Origin of the sequence: Sphingobium sp. AP50 (assembly GCF_900109095.1) — a bacterium.
Classification (GTDB): Bacteria; Pseudomonadota; Alphaproteobacteria; order Sphingomonadales; family Sphingomonadaceae; genus Sphingobium.
Genome location: NZ_FNYZ01000029.1, coordinates 1 through 14,645 on the forward strand (window position 1 = coordinate 1; position 14,645 = coordinate 14,645).

The 14,645-nt window shown below is 62.5% G+C and carries 12 protein-coding genes; 4 read left to right on the plus strand and 8 right to left on the minus strand.

Annotated features, from left to right (window positions below; all coding sequences use genetic code 11):
- Positions 1 to 527: 527 nt before the first annotated feature.
- The 6 genes from BMY84_RS26375 to BMY84_RS26400 form a co-directional block, all read right to left on the minus strand.
- Positions 528 to 1,538, minus strand: coding sequence for an aldo/keto reductase (locus tag BMY84_RS26375; protein ID WP_093087922.1), 1,011 nt, complete (start codon positions 1,536 to 1,538; stop codon positions 528 to 530).
- 2 nt (positions 1,539 to 1,540) lie between these two features.
- Positions 1,541 to 2,710 carry a 4-hydroxybenzoate 3-monooxygenase gene (gene pobA / locus BMY84_RS26380; protein ID WP_093087923.1) on the minus strand — a complete coding sequence of 390 codons (1,170 nt, stop codon included), beginning with the start codon at positions 2,708 to 2,710 and terminating at the stop codon, positions 1,541 to 1,543.
- A 199-nt stretch (positions 2,711 to 2,909) separates the two neighbouring features.
- Complete coding sequence (locus BMY84_RS26385) at positions 2,910 to 5,294, minus strand: hypothetical protein (RefSeq protein WP_093087924.1); 2,385 nt, start codon at positions 5,292 to 5,294, stop codon at positions 2,910 to 2,912.
- 197 nt (positions 5,295 to 5,491) lie between these two features.
- On the minus strand, positions 5,492 to 7,405 hold the full coding sequence (locus tag BMY84_RS26390) for a CocE/NonD family hydrolase (protein ID WP_093087925.1): 1,914 nt from the start codon (positions 7,403 to 7,405) through the stop codon (positions 5,492 to 5,494).
- Between the two features lie 65 nt (positions 7,406 to 7,470).
- A complete protein-coding gene (locus tag BMY84_RS26395) occupies positions 7,471 to 8,451 on the minus strand; it encodes a cytochrome-c peroxidase (RefSeq protein WP_093087927.1) in 981 nt (326 codons plus the stop codon).
- Positions 8,448 to 8,984, minus strand: coding sequence for a hypothetical protein (locus BMY84_RS26400; RefSeq protein WP_256215458.1), 537 nt, complete (start codon positions 8,982 to 8,984; stop codon positions 8,448 to 8,450). Before BMY84_RS26400 ends, BMY84_RS26395 begins: the two co-directional genes overlap by 4 nt.
- 75 nt (positions 8,985 to 9,059) lie before the next feature.
- Here BMY84_RS26400 and BMY84_RS26405 point away from each other — a divergent pair, with 75 nt between their 5' ends.
- From BMY84_RS26405 to BMY84_RS26420, 4 genes are all read left to right on the plus strand, one after another.
- On the plus strand, positions 9,060 to 11,204 hold the full coding sequence (locus BMY84_RS26405) for a TonB-dependent receptor plug domain-containing protein (RefSeq protein WP_093087928.1): 2,145 nt from the start codon (positions 9,060 to 9,062) through the stop codon (positions 11,202 to 11,204).
- Positions 11,205 to 11,325: 121 nt separating this feature from the next.
- Positions 11,326 to 12,207, plus strand: coding sequence for a helix-turn-helix domain-containing protein (locus BMY84_RS26410; RefSeq protein WP_093087930.1), 882 nt, complete (start codon positions 11,326 to 11,328; stop codon positions 12,205 to 12,207).
- The gene (locus BMY84_RS26415; RefSeq protein WP_093087931.1) at positions 12,204 to 12,401 is read left to right on the plus strand and encodes a hypothetical protein; all 198 of its coding nucleotides are present in this window, start codon (positions 12,204 to 12,206) and stop codon (positions 12,399 to 12,401) included. Before BMY84_RS26410 ends, BMY84_RS26415 begins: the two co-directional genes overlap by 4 nt.
- On the plus strand, positions 12,391 to 12,615 hold the full coding sequence (locus BMY84_RS26420; RefSeq protein ID WP_093087932.1) for a hypothetical protein: 225 nt from the start codon (positions 12,391 to 12,393) through the stop codon (positions 12,613 to 12,615). Before BMY84_RS26415 ends, BMY84_RS26420 begins: the two co-directional genes overlap by 11 nt.
- A gap of 66 nt (positions 12,616 to 12,681) precedes the next feature.
- Here the strand turns inward: BMY84_RS26420 and BMY84_RS26425 are convergent, their stop codons facing one another.
- Both BMY84_RS26425 and BMY84_RS26430 read right to left on the minus strand, forming a co-directional pair.
- Positions 12,682 to 13,620, minus strand: a complete 939-nt coding sequence (locus BMY84_RS26425; protein WP_093017337.1) for a Gfo/Idh/MocA family oxidoreductase — start codon at positions 13,618 to 13,620, stop codon at positions 12,682 to 12,684.
- A gap of 131 nt (positions 13,621 to 13,751) precedes the next feature.
- Positions 13,752 to 14,645, minus strand: coding sequence for a class III extradiol dioxygenase subunit beta (locus BMY84_RS26430; protein ID WP_093087934.1), 894 nt, complete (start codon positions 14,643 to 14,645; stop codon positions 13,752 to 13,754).

Below are 14,645 nucleotides of genomic sequence, written 5' to 3' on the forward strand. Positions count from 1 at the left end.
GAGCCATTCCTGCACAATATATTCTAGTGGAATATACTGAGACATATAGACAACCTTCCAGGATAAATCCCAAAAGGCTCCAATAAGGAACGGCCCAATTTAACCGATCACATGACGCCTGAAAGCCGCCACAGACCGGAGCCGCCGCCCACATGTCCCTTCATCTAACCGACAATGTCAAAGAACCGACAACCTTAGCGGGACAGCAATCCTTCCCTGAAACCTTGTCCAGGGGAGGTGCATCCCGTCTATGTTGGCGACCGTTCCAAACGCTCCCTGATGGCAGCGCCCCGTCCGGTGAAAAGCCCTCTAGATACCACCGACCAAACCGTCAACACACTTTTTGAAACTTTCGTGAAGGGGACCGCATCGACAAGCGAAAACCCCTCAAATTTAGGGGATTTTGCTGCATCGGAAAAAAGAAGGGCGCAGAAGGCCAGAACCCTCCGCACCCCATATCGTATCCCTTCTCATCGCGAATCGGCGAATCAAGCCATTGAAACAGCCCGAGAATCACTGACTCCGATTCAGGCCAGCGGTTCGCCTTCCCAGATTTCGGTATCGACCTGTGCCTGCGCCTCCCTGGGATAGCGCGGCCCCGACGCTGCATCGAAGGGGAAGAGCGCATCGACCGCAGCGATCAGGTCCGTCGACCATTCGCGCGACAAAGTCTCCAAATCCTCGTCCAGATGGGCGATGCTGGTCGTCCCCGGAATCGGCACAATATGATCGCCCTTCGCCAGCAACCAACCAAGGCATAGCTGGGCGGGGGTACAGCCTGCTTCGCCTGCCAGTGTCGCCAGTTGCCCCGCCAATGCCAGATTTGCCTCCAGATGCGGCGCCTTGAAACGCGGCATGAAGGCGCGAATATCGCCCTGCGGCAGATTGGCAGCATGGGGATTGCCCGCGAGCAGCCCGCGTCCAACCGGCGAAAAGGCGACGAAACCCACGCCCAGTTCGGCGCAGGCATCCAGTACCGCCACTTCGGGATTGCGGGTCCAGGGCGAATATTCGGTCTGCATCGCCGCGATCGGATGCACCGCATGCGCACGGCGCAGCGTCGCCGCCGACATTTCCGACAGACCGATCGCACCGATCTTCCCTGCTTCGAGGCCGCGAACTAATGCACTCACCGAATCCTCGATCGGCACATTGGGGTCAAGCCGGTGGAGATAATAGAGATCGATATGGTCGACCTTCAGGCGCCGGAGCGAATCTTCCAATGTCTTGGTGATCGCGGCAGGCGAACCGTCCAACCCACGCTTGCCGTCAACCTCGCCCAGCACGCATTTGCTGGCCAAGGTAAATTCCCCCCGCCGGTCCATTAACGTCCGGCCCAACAATTCCTCATTCGCGCCGAAGCCGTAAAGGGCGGCGGTGTCGAAGAAGGTGACGCCGGCATCGAGCGCGTGACGCAGAAGCCGTTCAGCCTCCGCCGCGTCAGGACGCGGCAGATAGGCGTGGGACAGGTTCATGCAGCCAAGGCCGATGGCCGAAACGGTGAAGGCGCCGATTTTGCGAGTGGGAAGGCTGGTCATCTCTACAGGGGTAATCCTACATAATTTTCCGCGATCGTCGTCTGCGCCGCGACCGAGGATGCGATATAGTCGAGGTCGGCGACCTGCATCCGGCGATCGAACGCATCGCTGTCGGGGAAGCGGTGCATCAGCTTCGTCAATTGCCATGAAAAGCGTTCGGATTTCCAGACGCGGGCCAGCGCCTTGTCCGAATAGCCGGCCACCGCGTCGCTGTCATGATTTTTGAAGAAAGCGATCAGCGACTGCGACAGATAATGCACGTCCGACATCGCCAGATTCAGACCCTTGGCACCCGTGGGTGGAACGATATGGGCGCTGTCGCCCGCCAGCATCAGCCGGCCATGGCGCATCGGTTCGAACACGAAGCTGCGCAGCGGTGCGATGGACTTTTCCAGTGCCGGGCCACGGGTCATGTGCGCGGCCGCTTCCGGCCCCAGACGAACGGCCAGTTCGTCCCACAGGCGATCGTCTGGCCACTCCTCGATCTTCTCGTCCAGAGGCACCTGAATATAATAGCGGCTGCGCGTTTCCGACCGCATCGATGCCAGGGCAAAGCCGCGCTCGTGATTGGCGTAGATCAGTTCATGGTTACAGGGCGGCACATCCGCCAAAATGCCGAGCCAGCCGAAGGGATAGACTTTCTCATAGGCGGTGGAGACCGATGCCGGGATCGCCTTGCGCGACGGCCCATGGAAGCCGTCGCAACCGCAGAGGAAAGCGGCATCGATGCGATGACTGGCACCATCCTTGTTATAGGTGAGATAAGGCGCATCGCTGTCCACATTATGCAGCGCGACATCGGCTGCATCGTAGATGATTTCCAGCCCGCGTTCCGGCGCCGCATCCATCAGGTCGCGCGTCACCTCGGTCTGGCCATAGACCATCACCTGCCTGCCGGTGAGTGCGGCAATATCTATGCGGATCAGTCGCTCCCCATCGGCCAGATGGAAACCGTCATGCGGCAATCCCTCCGCATGCATCCGCGCGCCCAGACCCAGACGATCCATCAGATCCGTGGTGGTACGCTCCAGCACGCCCGCCCTGATGCGGCCCAGCACATAGTCCGGCGATGCCCGCTCGACGATAACCGCATCAATGCCTTCTGCGCGCAGCAGATGGCCAAGCATCAGTCCGGCGGGGCCTGCGCCGACGATGGCGACCTGGGTCTTCATGATCATCCTCTCCAACCTATGCAGAATTGAAGGAGAAGATGCCGCGCCGCGCCTGTGACGCCCATGGCCGGAACAGCCATTTATTTGGACGATCGATCATCCTGAATGGCAAGTATCGATATTAATCGGCTTATTTCATAGCAAATAACCTGCTCTGGCGGCGGATCAGCAATGGACAATCCATCCGCATCCTTTTCCATCATGCGGCAGGAAGAGTCACCACGCTGTCGGGTGCATCGCGCAACCGAAGATAGAGTTTGCCATCCTGCGGCGCGGGGGCCTTGAGCGTCGATCCGGTATAGCCCTGCGCCACAGGCGCGGCCTGATCCAGCGCGGGCGTGCCACCCACCGCGTCGATCAGGAAGAGGTCGCGTCCCTTGATGGTGCATCCCTCCGCCTTCACCTCACAGGAAACAGCCTCAATCTGCGGCAGGCGCGCCAGTGTCACCAGCGGCTGCCAGTCGCTCGCCTCGTCACCGTGGCGCAAGCGAAAGCGCAATGGCCCGAACAGCGACGGTGGCATGGCCTTGGGGTCCAGTGTCGCAACCATCACCTGCGGACCTTCAAGGCGCACGCCATTGGATGCGGTCAACCGGATCGCCGCACCATCGTCAGCCGGTGCAACCTCGATCAGATCCCCGGCCGTGAATTTCGTGCCATCATTGGCGCGAACGGAGAAAACCAGCCTGCCATCGTCGGGCAGCAGCGCATCGCCCGTTAATGTCAGCGCCTTGCCGTTGGCAGGCGGGGCGCCCGCTGTGATGCTCTTACTGAGCAAACCGACCTGCGGCCGCGCCGCCGTTACCGTCATGCCCAGACCGACCGTCCGTCCATCGCGCAGCTTGACCTTGGCAATGACGTCGCGTCCCTGCTCCAATGTCCCACCGCCATCCGATGCGACCAGTCGCAGCCGATCCACCGACCCGTCACGGGTCAGGCCATCCGGGCGCAAGAGCAGACCCGCGACATCGACGCTTTCCACCTGATCCAGCCGCTGCCCCGACAGCAGTGCGGTGCGATCCCCGGCATGCAGTTGCAATCCATCCAGCTTGCTCGCCTGCGCATAGCTGCGCAGCGATATGCTGGCTGGTTGCGCGACGCCCTGATATTTGACCTCGATAGCGAGCGGACCCGGCCTGCGGTCGGCCAGAGGCAAGATCAGCGCCAGCCGGTCCTGCCGCTCCACCTTCCATTTGACCTGCTGGGTCGCATCCCCCTGTCGCACAGTCACACTCTCGACACAGGCTGGCGCGCCGCCTTTCAGCATCAGATCATTATCACGCCCGACCACCAGAGCCGGCGTCTCACCGTCTACCGCCCAACCCTTTTCGTCGGGCATCTGCAACGTGAAATCCGGGCCTTCGAAGCGGTCGAAACCCCATTGGCCATAAAGATGCCCCTGCGCCGTTCCCTTGAATGTCGCGGGCAGCACTGCATCGCGAGCCAGCACATAGCCGCCCCGGTCCGCGCGTGCCTCCACCGGTAGTTCCACCGTTTCGCCCGACGCCGATTTCAGCGCCAGCATCATCGATCGGGCGTAACTGGTGGAATAGATCAGCGGCGCCCCTTCCACCGGCAGCACGGCATCCGGCCGCGCCGCGCAGATCGGTCCGCTGGCCCCACTGCGCAGGCGGGGCGGACTATTGGCCTCGATCGCGGGCATGGCGACGACCATCACCGACTTGGGCTTCTGGAACGAAGGCGCGCTATTCAGCAGCAGACCGATTCCGTCACCCTTGCGCACACTCAGCGTGGGGAGATAACCGAATTCGGGATTGCTGAAGGCGCCGAATATCTTGGCAACGTCCCGCACCACGGCGATGTAGGCGCTGTAATAGCCATAGCCCGCCTCCCGCGTGGCGCTGAGTTGCAGGGCGAGATCGGTCGGCGCGCCCGTCAGCGTCTCCGCCATGGAACTGGTGTGCACATCTGACAGCACCAGCGTATCCCGGTTGTCGAGCAAACAGGAGGCCTGCATCTCGATCACCTTGGACAGGCATTCCTCATTCAGCTTCATCGACAGGCTGCGCGCCAGAACGGGCGCGAGCGTGCGAAGATATTCGGGATGGCTGTTATCCTGCGCGCGGATCGCCCCCATGAAAGCGTCCAGCCGCGACCGGTCGAGCGAGGCCTGGTTGAGATCCTGCGTCGCACGCACGAACTCGCCCGGCTTGCCCCGTACAGAATCGGCCAAGGTTCCTTCGGCGCCGCCAGTATCAGGCACCAGAAATGCCACCATCTGTCGCGCGCCCTTGGGCACGGTCAGGGTCAGCAGCTTGTCCTTGGGCTTCTTCCGCCAGGTTTCGGCAAAGCTGATCCAGTCCTTGGGCGGCGGATTGGTCGCGCCGCGCAGGAAGGCCGACACCAGGATGAAGCGAGCCCCTTGGTCCCCTTGCAGGTCCGCTTCGACCGTCAGCTTATCCCCTTCGGAAAGGCTGGGAACCTGCGCAATGGGCAGGCTTTGGCCGCCGCGCGTCACATTCACCCGCAGCGACGGACCGGTCAGTTCGAATGGTGCGGGGTCGGCAGCATAGGATGGCACCGACACCAGCAGCACCGCCGCACACAAAGTGAAACGCATCATCCTGTTGAACAACAAAAGCCTATTCCTGTCATCGGGCAGCCAGGCCACCCTCTACACCGTCCCTCCCCCGCCAAGGGACAAAAGGCGGATGGTTGGAGTAACGCCGCTTCGCACAAAGTTGTTCATCCTGCATGAACAACGCCTGTCCCCGCCGTTGAAATGAAACCGATCAATGCCCGATGATCAGGCAAGCATCGTCATTGCGGTGCAACAGGCAGCCACACTGCACTGGCCGCATCGCCGCCCCAATGAATCGTCTCGGTCGCCTTCTGATAATCACCGGGCTTCGCCTCCATGATCGAGGGCACCCAGCTTTGCGGGTTGCGATCATAGAGCGGGAAGAGGCTGGACTGGACCTGCACCATGATTTTGTGGCCGGGCAGGAAGACATGATCGACATTGGGCAGCGTCCATTGGAAGGCATAGGTCTTGCCCGGCTCCAACGGCGCGGGGGTCGCAAAACCGTTCACATAGCGCCCCCGGAAAATCTCGATCCCGATGCCCAGTTGATAGCCCGCCATGGTCGGATCGGCCGAATTTTCCTGCGGATAGACATCGATCAGCTTGACCACGAAATCGCTGTCCCGCCCGCTGGTGGCGGCGCGCAGGTCCACCTTGGGCGCACCCTTGATATGCACCGGCTTGTCGAGCGTGCCCGTTGCATAGCTCAGCACGTCCGGCCGCCCGTCGACGAAGCGCTGGTCATGGACCAGCCAGGTGCGCCATTCGTCTCCTTGCATATGGATCGGCCGGGGCAGCATCGGCACCGGCTTGGCCGGGTCGGACACATAGCTGTCGCTGCCCGCCTGCGGCTTGCTCCACGACAGGCCGAAATTCTGCCCCAGATAAAGCGGCGTATAATCGCCCGCCGGCCATTGTTTCGACACTTCCCACCGGTTGGTGCCGCTGGCGTAGGTCAGCACAGGCGGCGTGTCGCATTTGGGCGCGACCGTCTTCAAATGGCAGTCCAGGAATGGCTTCATATAATTGGTACGGAATTGCAGCCCGGTGTCGCCCTCCCATTTGAGCGGTCCCAGTTCGCGGGCTTCATAATTGACCTGGCTATGGCGCCAGGGGCCGATCGCCAGACTGAGCAGGTCATTATTGGCATCCTGCTTTTCCAGCGCCTGATAGACGGCGGGCGCGCCATAGCTGTCCTCCTGATCCCACTGCCCCACCACCAGCATGGTCGGCACGGTCAGCTTGCGCGCAGCCAGCAGCTTGTCGACCGCCTGCCCCTGCCACCAGGCGTCATAGGACGGATGCTCCAGCACCTTGCGCACGACCGGCAGGTCGGTCAGGCCATAGGTGCGGGCATAATCGCCGGCCGATCCGGCCGCCAGATAGGCTTCATATTCGTCGCCCGTCCCCTTGGGCACGGACCCGCCGCCCTTCTTCACCGTCTGGCCCAGATCATAGTCGAAGCCGAAGGTGCGGAAGGCCCCATTATGGAACCAGTCGTCGCCCATCCAGCCATCGACCATCGGGCTTTGCGGGACGGCGGCTTTGAGCGCCGGATGCGGATCGATCAGCGCCATCAGCGATGTGAAGCCCAGATAGGAGGAGCCGGTAATGCCGACCTTCCCGTTGCTTTCCTTCACATTCTTCACCAGCCAGTCGATCGTGTCATAGGCATCGGTGGCATGATCGACCTTGGTCGGGTTGAGGAGGCCATGCAGCGGGCGGTTCATGACATAGTCGCCCTCCGACCCGTCGAGTCCGCGCACATCCTGATAAACGCGGATATAGCCGTCATTGACGAACGCCGCGTCCATGACGGGCAGGATTTCCTCGATCTTCTGGCTGCGATTCCGACTGGTTGCCTTGTCCGCATTATAGGGCGTCCGGCTGAGCAGGATCGGCGCGTCGGTAACACCCTTGCGATAGACGATGACGGTGTAGAGTTTCTTCCCGTCACGCATGGGGATCATCACCACCTTGCGCACATAGTCGGCCTGCGGGCGAACCCAGTCATAGGCCTTCACCTGCTCGTTCATCATCGTGTCGGTCGGCCCCGTCGCACTATCCTGCGCAGCGAGCGGCAGGACGGGCGAAAGCAGGGCGAGCGCGGCAGCGCTCAGGCAGGCGACGGTGCGGAAGGGCTTTTTCATATGTCATGGGTTACCGGCCGCCATCGCCCGGTCAAGCGGGAATCAGACGCCTGACACAGGCAATATTATAACCGCCGCCCGCACGCCCGATCCGGCATCGAAAAGCGGGGATCGGTCGTGAAATGCGTATCGCTCAGGCCTTGCAGAAAGGCGATGATTGCAAGCATATCCTGTTCGGGGATCGCTTTGCCATGACGACGGATGGCACCCTCCAGCGTCCGTTCGCTCCCGTCATGCCACCATGGCCCGGTCAGCGCGACATTGCGCAGGGAAGGCGTACGGAATCGACCGGCGTCACCAGACAGACCGGTCCGTTCCACAAGGCCCGGATCACGCGCCGCCACAGCCTCCAACCGGTGATAGTCCATATCGGTCAACAGGCGCCCCGCATGACAGCTGGTACATCCCGCCTGCGCAAAGACCCGAGCGCCCCTTTGCGCGGCCGCTGACAAAACCGTCCGGTCACCCCGCCCGAACCGATCATAGGGACTGTCGAGCGCGATCATCGTCCGCTCGAATGCCCCCAGTGCCGCCGCAACATTGTGCAGGTCGATCCGTCCCCCTCGCTCCGGAAAAGCACGCGCGAACATGCGCCGGTAACAGGCGTCCGCGCTCAGCCGTCGGGCAAGCTCCGCCTCCAGCCCCTTCATGCCCATCTCCACCGGGCGCTCGCCCAGCAACGGCACCAGCACCTGCGCCTCCAGCGTCGTCACATCCGGATCGGCGGCGGTCAGACGGCTGAACCAGCCGACATTGGCCAGGCCAGGGACATTGCGCCGCCCCGGATCGCCATGCACGCCCGGTCGCGTAGCGTTCCCATCGGCAAAGGCGCGCTTCTGTTCATGGCAGGCCGCGCAAGCCATGGTGCCATCGTCCGACAGATCGGCATCATAGAAAAGCCGGCGGCCAAGCTCGACCTTGGCGCTGCTCATGCGATTATCGGCCGGAACCGGCGGCGGCGCGACCCCAGCGGGCAAATCCCAGCGCCATGGCGCCCCGGCCGCGATCAGCAGCAGCGCCGCGATCGCCAGAAAGACGCGCGTCACGGCAGGCGCGTCACCAGCAGCGTCAGGCTATCGGCACCATTGGCAGCGACCTGCACGCTATAGGTGCCGGGCTCCAGACTATAATCCACCATCTTGCGCACGCCGCTGCAATCGGGGCCGTGACCATGGGCAATAGAGGTCGCCGCTTTGCCATCCTTGACCACATCCACCCAAGCGCTCGATCCCAGCGCCACCCGCCATGTGCCGGCCTGCGCCACGGTGAAGCTGGCAAGGCCGCCATAGCTGACCGATCCGCCCGGTTTGGCCGGACGCACGGGATAGGCGATCTTCGGCGTGGGGCTGAGCGCCAGCGTCACCGCCTGCCCGGCCGTCAGCATCGCCTTCGCTGCCGTCTTGCGGTCGACGCCCGCTTTCAGCGGAACCGGGCTGCGCCAGGATTGCAGTTCTGCCGGCAATTCGGCTGGCGCAGAACAGGTCGCAGCCTCCTGCCCCATGGGCATCTGCGCCAATGCAGGAGCCCCGCAGCCCAGGACGACCAGGAGAGGCAGTGGCAGCAGGCTGTTCAAACGCATGATCTCTTTCCCCGAAGACGACGATCTATATACAGCCAAATATAGCGAGTCGAACGACCAAGATAGGGGGATTTCATGCGTATCACTTCAACTGCCCTGCTGCTGGCAGGCAGCATCCTTGCGGCCCCGGCCATGGCCCAGACGGAAGCGGTCCCGCAGCCCGACACGTCGGACCGTTTTTCGCTGGGCCAGATCATCGTCACGGCGCCCCGCGCACAGGGCATTGAAATCGACAGCAACAGCCTGTCTTCCGACGCCATCTATACGTTCAGTCGCACCGCGCTGGACGATGCCGTCAACCTGATGCCCGGCGTTTCGGCTGGCAATAGCGGCGGCACGCGCAATGAGCGGCTGGTCTTCGTGCGCGGCTTCGACCGGTTTCAGGTGCCGCTGTCGATCGACGGCATCCGCGTCTATCTGCCGGCGGACAACCGGCTGGACTATGGCCGCTTCCTCACCACCGACATTGCCGAGGTACAGGTGGCGAAGGGCTATGCCTCCGTGCTCGACGGCCCCGGTGCCATGGGCGGCGCGATCAATCTTGTGACGCGCAAGCCCACCAAGGAATTGGACATCGACGTGCGCGGCACGGTCAATTTCGACAATGATGCCGATTATGCCGGTTACTCCACCTCCGCCATGGTCGGGACGAAACAGGATAATTGGTATGCGCAAGCCAGCTACGCCCGCAGCTTTACCGACCATTGGGATCTGCCCAACGACTTCACGGCGAAGGTGCCGACGCTGGAAAATGGCGGCGCCCGCGACTTCTCCCGGACCGAAGACTGGCGCGTCAATGCCAAGGTCGGCTTCACCCCCAATGCCACGGACGAATATGCGCTCAGCTATACCTATCAGGAAGGGTCGAAGGGCGCGCCGCTGCACATCAGCGATACGGTGACGACAGCCCGTTTCTGGGACTGGCCGCAATGGAACATCACCAGCCTCTATTTCCTGTCGACGACTGCGCTGGGCGATCGCGCGACACTCAAGACCCGCGCCTATTATAACCAGTTCGATTCCATATTGCGGTCCTTCAACGATCGCACGCAGACGACGCAGAGCCGCCCCTATGCCTTCGATTCCCCTTATGAAGATCGTGCCTGGGGTGGATCGGCTCAGCTCGATTTCGATGTGACGGAAATGGACACGCTGCGTCTGGCCTTCCACTATCGCCATGACAAGCATGTCGAATTCCAGACCAGCTTCTCCACCGCCGGTGTCGCAACCACCGAGCCGCGCCAGACCCAGACCGAGGAAACCTTCTCCGCCGCGCTGGAAAATGAATTGCGGCTCAGTTCGGACCTGACCTTCACTTTGGGTGGCAGCTTCGACTGGCGCAACCTGATCAAGGCGGAGGAATATGGCGCCCCGCTCGGCACCTCCGGCGCGTCCGTCCTCTACAACTATCCGCGACGCGACTCCGACACATGGAATTTGCAGGGTCGCTTCGACTGGCAGGCAAGCGATGCGGTGGCGCTACACGCAAGCCTTTCCTCCCGCGCACGCTTCCCGACCATCTTCGAACGCTTCAGTCAACGCTTCAACACCGCCATTCCCAATCCCGATTTGAAGGCGGAACGGGCGACCAATGCGGAAGTCGGCGGAAGCTGGAGTGGCGGTTCGGTCCGGGTCGAAGGCGCGCTCTTCTACAGCTGGGTACGCAACGCCATCTTTAGCGTACCGACCCCGGCCTATCCCTGCACCGCGTCCACCGCCCCGCCCGCCGTCCCCACCGCAGGCTGCGTCCTCACCAACCTGACGCAGAGCCGCAACGTCGGCAAAGGCGAATATTATGGTGTGGAACTGTCGGTGTCCGCCACCATCCTGCCGGGGCTGGATGTCGGCTTCAACTATACCGGGATCAAGCGCGATCTCGATTATGCCGCCAACCCCGCCTTCCGCCCGACCGGCGTGCCGACGCACAAGGGCTTCGCCTATCTGGACTGGGCGCCGACCGAGGGGCTGCATATCGTCCCCAATGTCGACCTTGCCTCGAACAGATGGACATTGTTCACCGCGACGCCGGCTTCCGCTGCGCAGGTCTATTATCGCACCGGCGCCTATGTGAATGCGGGCCTGCGCGTCGATTATGCCCTGACGCCGCAGATCGACATCGGCGTGGGCGGTCGCAATCTGCTGGACGATTATTACACGCTGACGGACGGCTTCCCCGAACCGGGCCGCACGCTCTTCGCCAGCGTCCGGGTCCATTACTGATCGTGCAGGGCGGGGGCGGCATAGGCTGCCCCCGCCAGACGTCCAATAATATGGACGAAACAACATTGCCCGGCTCGCGATCCTTGTTGCCGCTTTAAGCAGCCTCCCCTATTCCCGTCCCATGTCGACGGCGTCCGTTCCCAGCTTCTATCTTTACGGCGAACCGCAGCGCAGCGTGGCGGAAGGCTTCGTCCATGTCGAAAGCCTGGACGACCGGTCCCGTCCCAGCGAATGGACGATCCGCCCGCATGTCCATCGCGATCTCAACCATATCATCCTGATTGCCGAAGGCGGTGGCGCGATGCAGGCGGAAGCGTTGATGGTCCGTTTCGATGCCCCCTGCCTGTTGCTGATCCCGGCCGGCATCGTCCATGGTTTCAGCTGGCACAGTGAATCGCGCGGCCATGTCACCACCATCGCCGATTCCTATCTGCGCCATCTGATCGGCCGCGACATCGATCTCGCACCGCTGTTCGCACGCCCCCATGCCGTTACCCTGCCGCATGAGGAAGGTCTCACCGCCGAAGAGATTATCGGTCGCATGGCCAGAGAATTGGGCTGGGCCGGCCCCGGCCAGCGGGCCGCCGTCGAATCCGCGCTGCTGTCGCTGATGGTGCTGGCGCTGCGACACACGACGTTGGCCGACGCAGCACAACCCGGAACCGCGCGTCAGACAGCCCTGGTCGCCCGCTTGCGCGAACGCATCGAACAGCGTTTCCGCCAGCGCGAGCCAGTATCGGTCCACGCCAAAGCGCTGGGCACCAGCCTTACCGCCTTGCGCCAGGCCTGCGCGCGGGTAGCGGGCAGTTCACCCGCGCAAATGCTGGATGATCGCAGCCTGCTGGAGGCCCGCCGCCTCCTGCTCTATTCGCAAATGTCTGTGGCGGACATCGCCTATGCCGTGGGCTTTGAAGATCCGGCCTATTTTTCGCGCTTCTTCGCCCGCCATGTCGGGCAACCACCCCGCACCTATCGCGCCGCACGCGAACGGCCCCAGCCATGAGCGACGAGATTCGCCATATCCTCGACCGGCTGCGCACGTCGCGCGACAATATCGTCACCCGCGCCCGCCATATGGTCGAATACCATGTTCCGCCCGAACGGCGCGGCCCCGGCTGGGACCGGCATTGGCGCGAACTGGAGGCTTATCTTGACCTGCCGGGCCATTGGTCGGCAAAGGACGGCAATGACGAGTGAAGGGATGATCGATCTTCTGGTGGCGCGCCTACTGCGCGACCATGGCAAAAGCAAACATCATTGGCGCAAGGCGATTGGCCCGATCCGCCTCTATAGCCGGGCTACCCATCCCCATTGCAACTGGGCCGCGGTGCCGACCGGCAGCATCCGCGACGTGGCGCTGATCGAGGACCTGCTCGACGATCTCCGCTTCACCCACCCTATCCTCGCCTGATAGAGAAAGGGCGCGGCCCGCTGTTGCGGCCACGCCCTTCCCTGCGACCCCGAAGGGATTGCCGGCTTAGCCGAGCTGCGTTTCCAGCTCACCCAGCACGCGATAGCAGTCGAACACCTTGGCGACGCTGGAATTGGGATCCCGGCCTTCGCGGATCGCGCTGATGAATTCGCGGTCCTGCAATTCGATGCCGTTGTTGGAGACGGCGACGCCGGCCAGATCCACCGGTTCTTCCTTGCCGTTCACCAGATCGTCGTAACGCGCGATATAGGTATCGGTATCGCCGATATAGCGGAAGAAGGTGCCGAGCGGGCCATTATTGTTGAATGACAGCGACAGGGTGCAGATCGCATCCGTCTCGCTTTTCAGCTGGATCGACATATCCATGGCGATGCCCAGTTCCGGATGGATCGGCCCCTGCATGGCATGCGCCGACACGATCTTGCCCGCCTGATAGGCGAACAGATCGACGGTGTGCGCGGCATGGTGCCACAGCAGATGGTCGGTCCATGACCGCGCTTCACCCTTCGCATTGATATTCTTGCGACGGAAGAAATAGGTCTGCACATCCATCTGCTGAACATTGAATTCGCCCGCCTTGATACGGTTGTGGACGAACTGGTGCGACGGATTGAAGCGGCGCGTGTGGCCGACCATGCAGGTCAGGCCCGTTTCCTGCTGCTTGGCGAGCACCGCCTGCGCATCCTTCCAGCTGTCGGCCAGCGGAATCTCGACCTCGACATGCTTGCCCGCATCCATGCAGGCGATCGCCTGTGCGGCGTGCATCTGGGTCGGCGTACACAGGATCACCGCGTCGACATCATCGCGCGCCAGCGTCTCGTTCAGGTCCGTGGTAACATGGCCGATGCCATATTTCTCCGCGACCTTCTTCGTCGCTTCCAGTTCGCGACCGATGATCGAGGTGACGGTCACACCGTCGATATTCTTGAGACCATCAAGATGCTTTTCGCCAAAGGCGCCGGCACCAGCCAGGGCAATACGCATGAGGAACTACTCCATTATTAGCCCCTCCCCTTCAGGGGAGGGGTAGGGGGTGGGGGAGTGAGGCAAGCGCTGCGCTCAGTTGGACAGCCCCCACCCCAACCCCTCCCCTGAAGGGGAGGGGCTTTATCTAGCTATTCCGCCGCGATCGCCGTCACGTCGCTGCCGGTCATGTCCAGTCCTTCGCCATTGTCGGGGCGCAGCACCATATGGCCGATCGCGGTGTTGGAGCAGGGCACATGATAATGGCGATGCAGCATGCGGGTGTTCTTGCCGAGCGCGCCGCGCATCACCAGCCACATCACCAGTTCGATGCCTTCACTGCCCGTTTCGCGCAGATATTCGATATGCGGGATGCGGCGCAGATGGTCGCTGTCACCGATCAGCCCGTCCAGGAACATATTGTCCCATTCCTTGTTTATCAGCCCCGCGCGCGGTCCCTGCAACTGGTGGCTCATGCCGCCCGTGCCCCAGATCTGGACGTTCAGATCCTCGGGGAAGCTCTCGACCGCCTTGCGGATCGCCTCGCCCAGCGCCCAGCAGCGGTTGCCCGACGGCGGCGGATAAGTGACCACATTGACAGCCAGCGGCACCACCTTGCACGGCCAGGCGTCGGGCTTGCCGAACATCATGCTCAGCGGCACGGTCAGGCCATGATCGACATCCATCTCGTTGATGATGGTCATGTCGAACTCGTCCAGGACCAGGCTCTGCGCCATGTGCCAGGCGAGGTCAGGATGCCCCTCCACGTCCGGCACCGCGCGCGGCCCCCAGCCCTCGTCGGCCGACTTGTAACGCTCGCCACAGCCGATCGCGAAGGTCGGGATGATCTTCATGTCGAAGGCGCTGGCATGATCGTTATAGACCAGGATGACGACGTCGGGCTTTTCGGCCTCTTCCCATGCGCGGGTCCAGTCGTATCCGGCGAAGATCGGGCCGAAATAATCGTCGCGATCCTTGCCGAAATCGGACGCCACGCCCAGCAGCGGCACATGGCTCGACGCCACGCCAGCGGTAATACGCGCCAT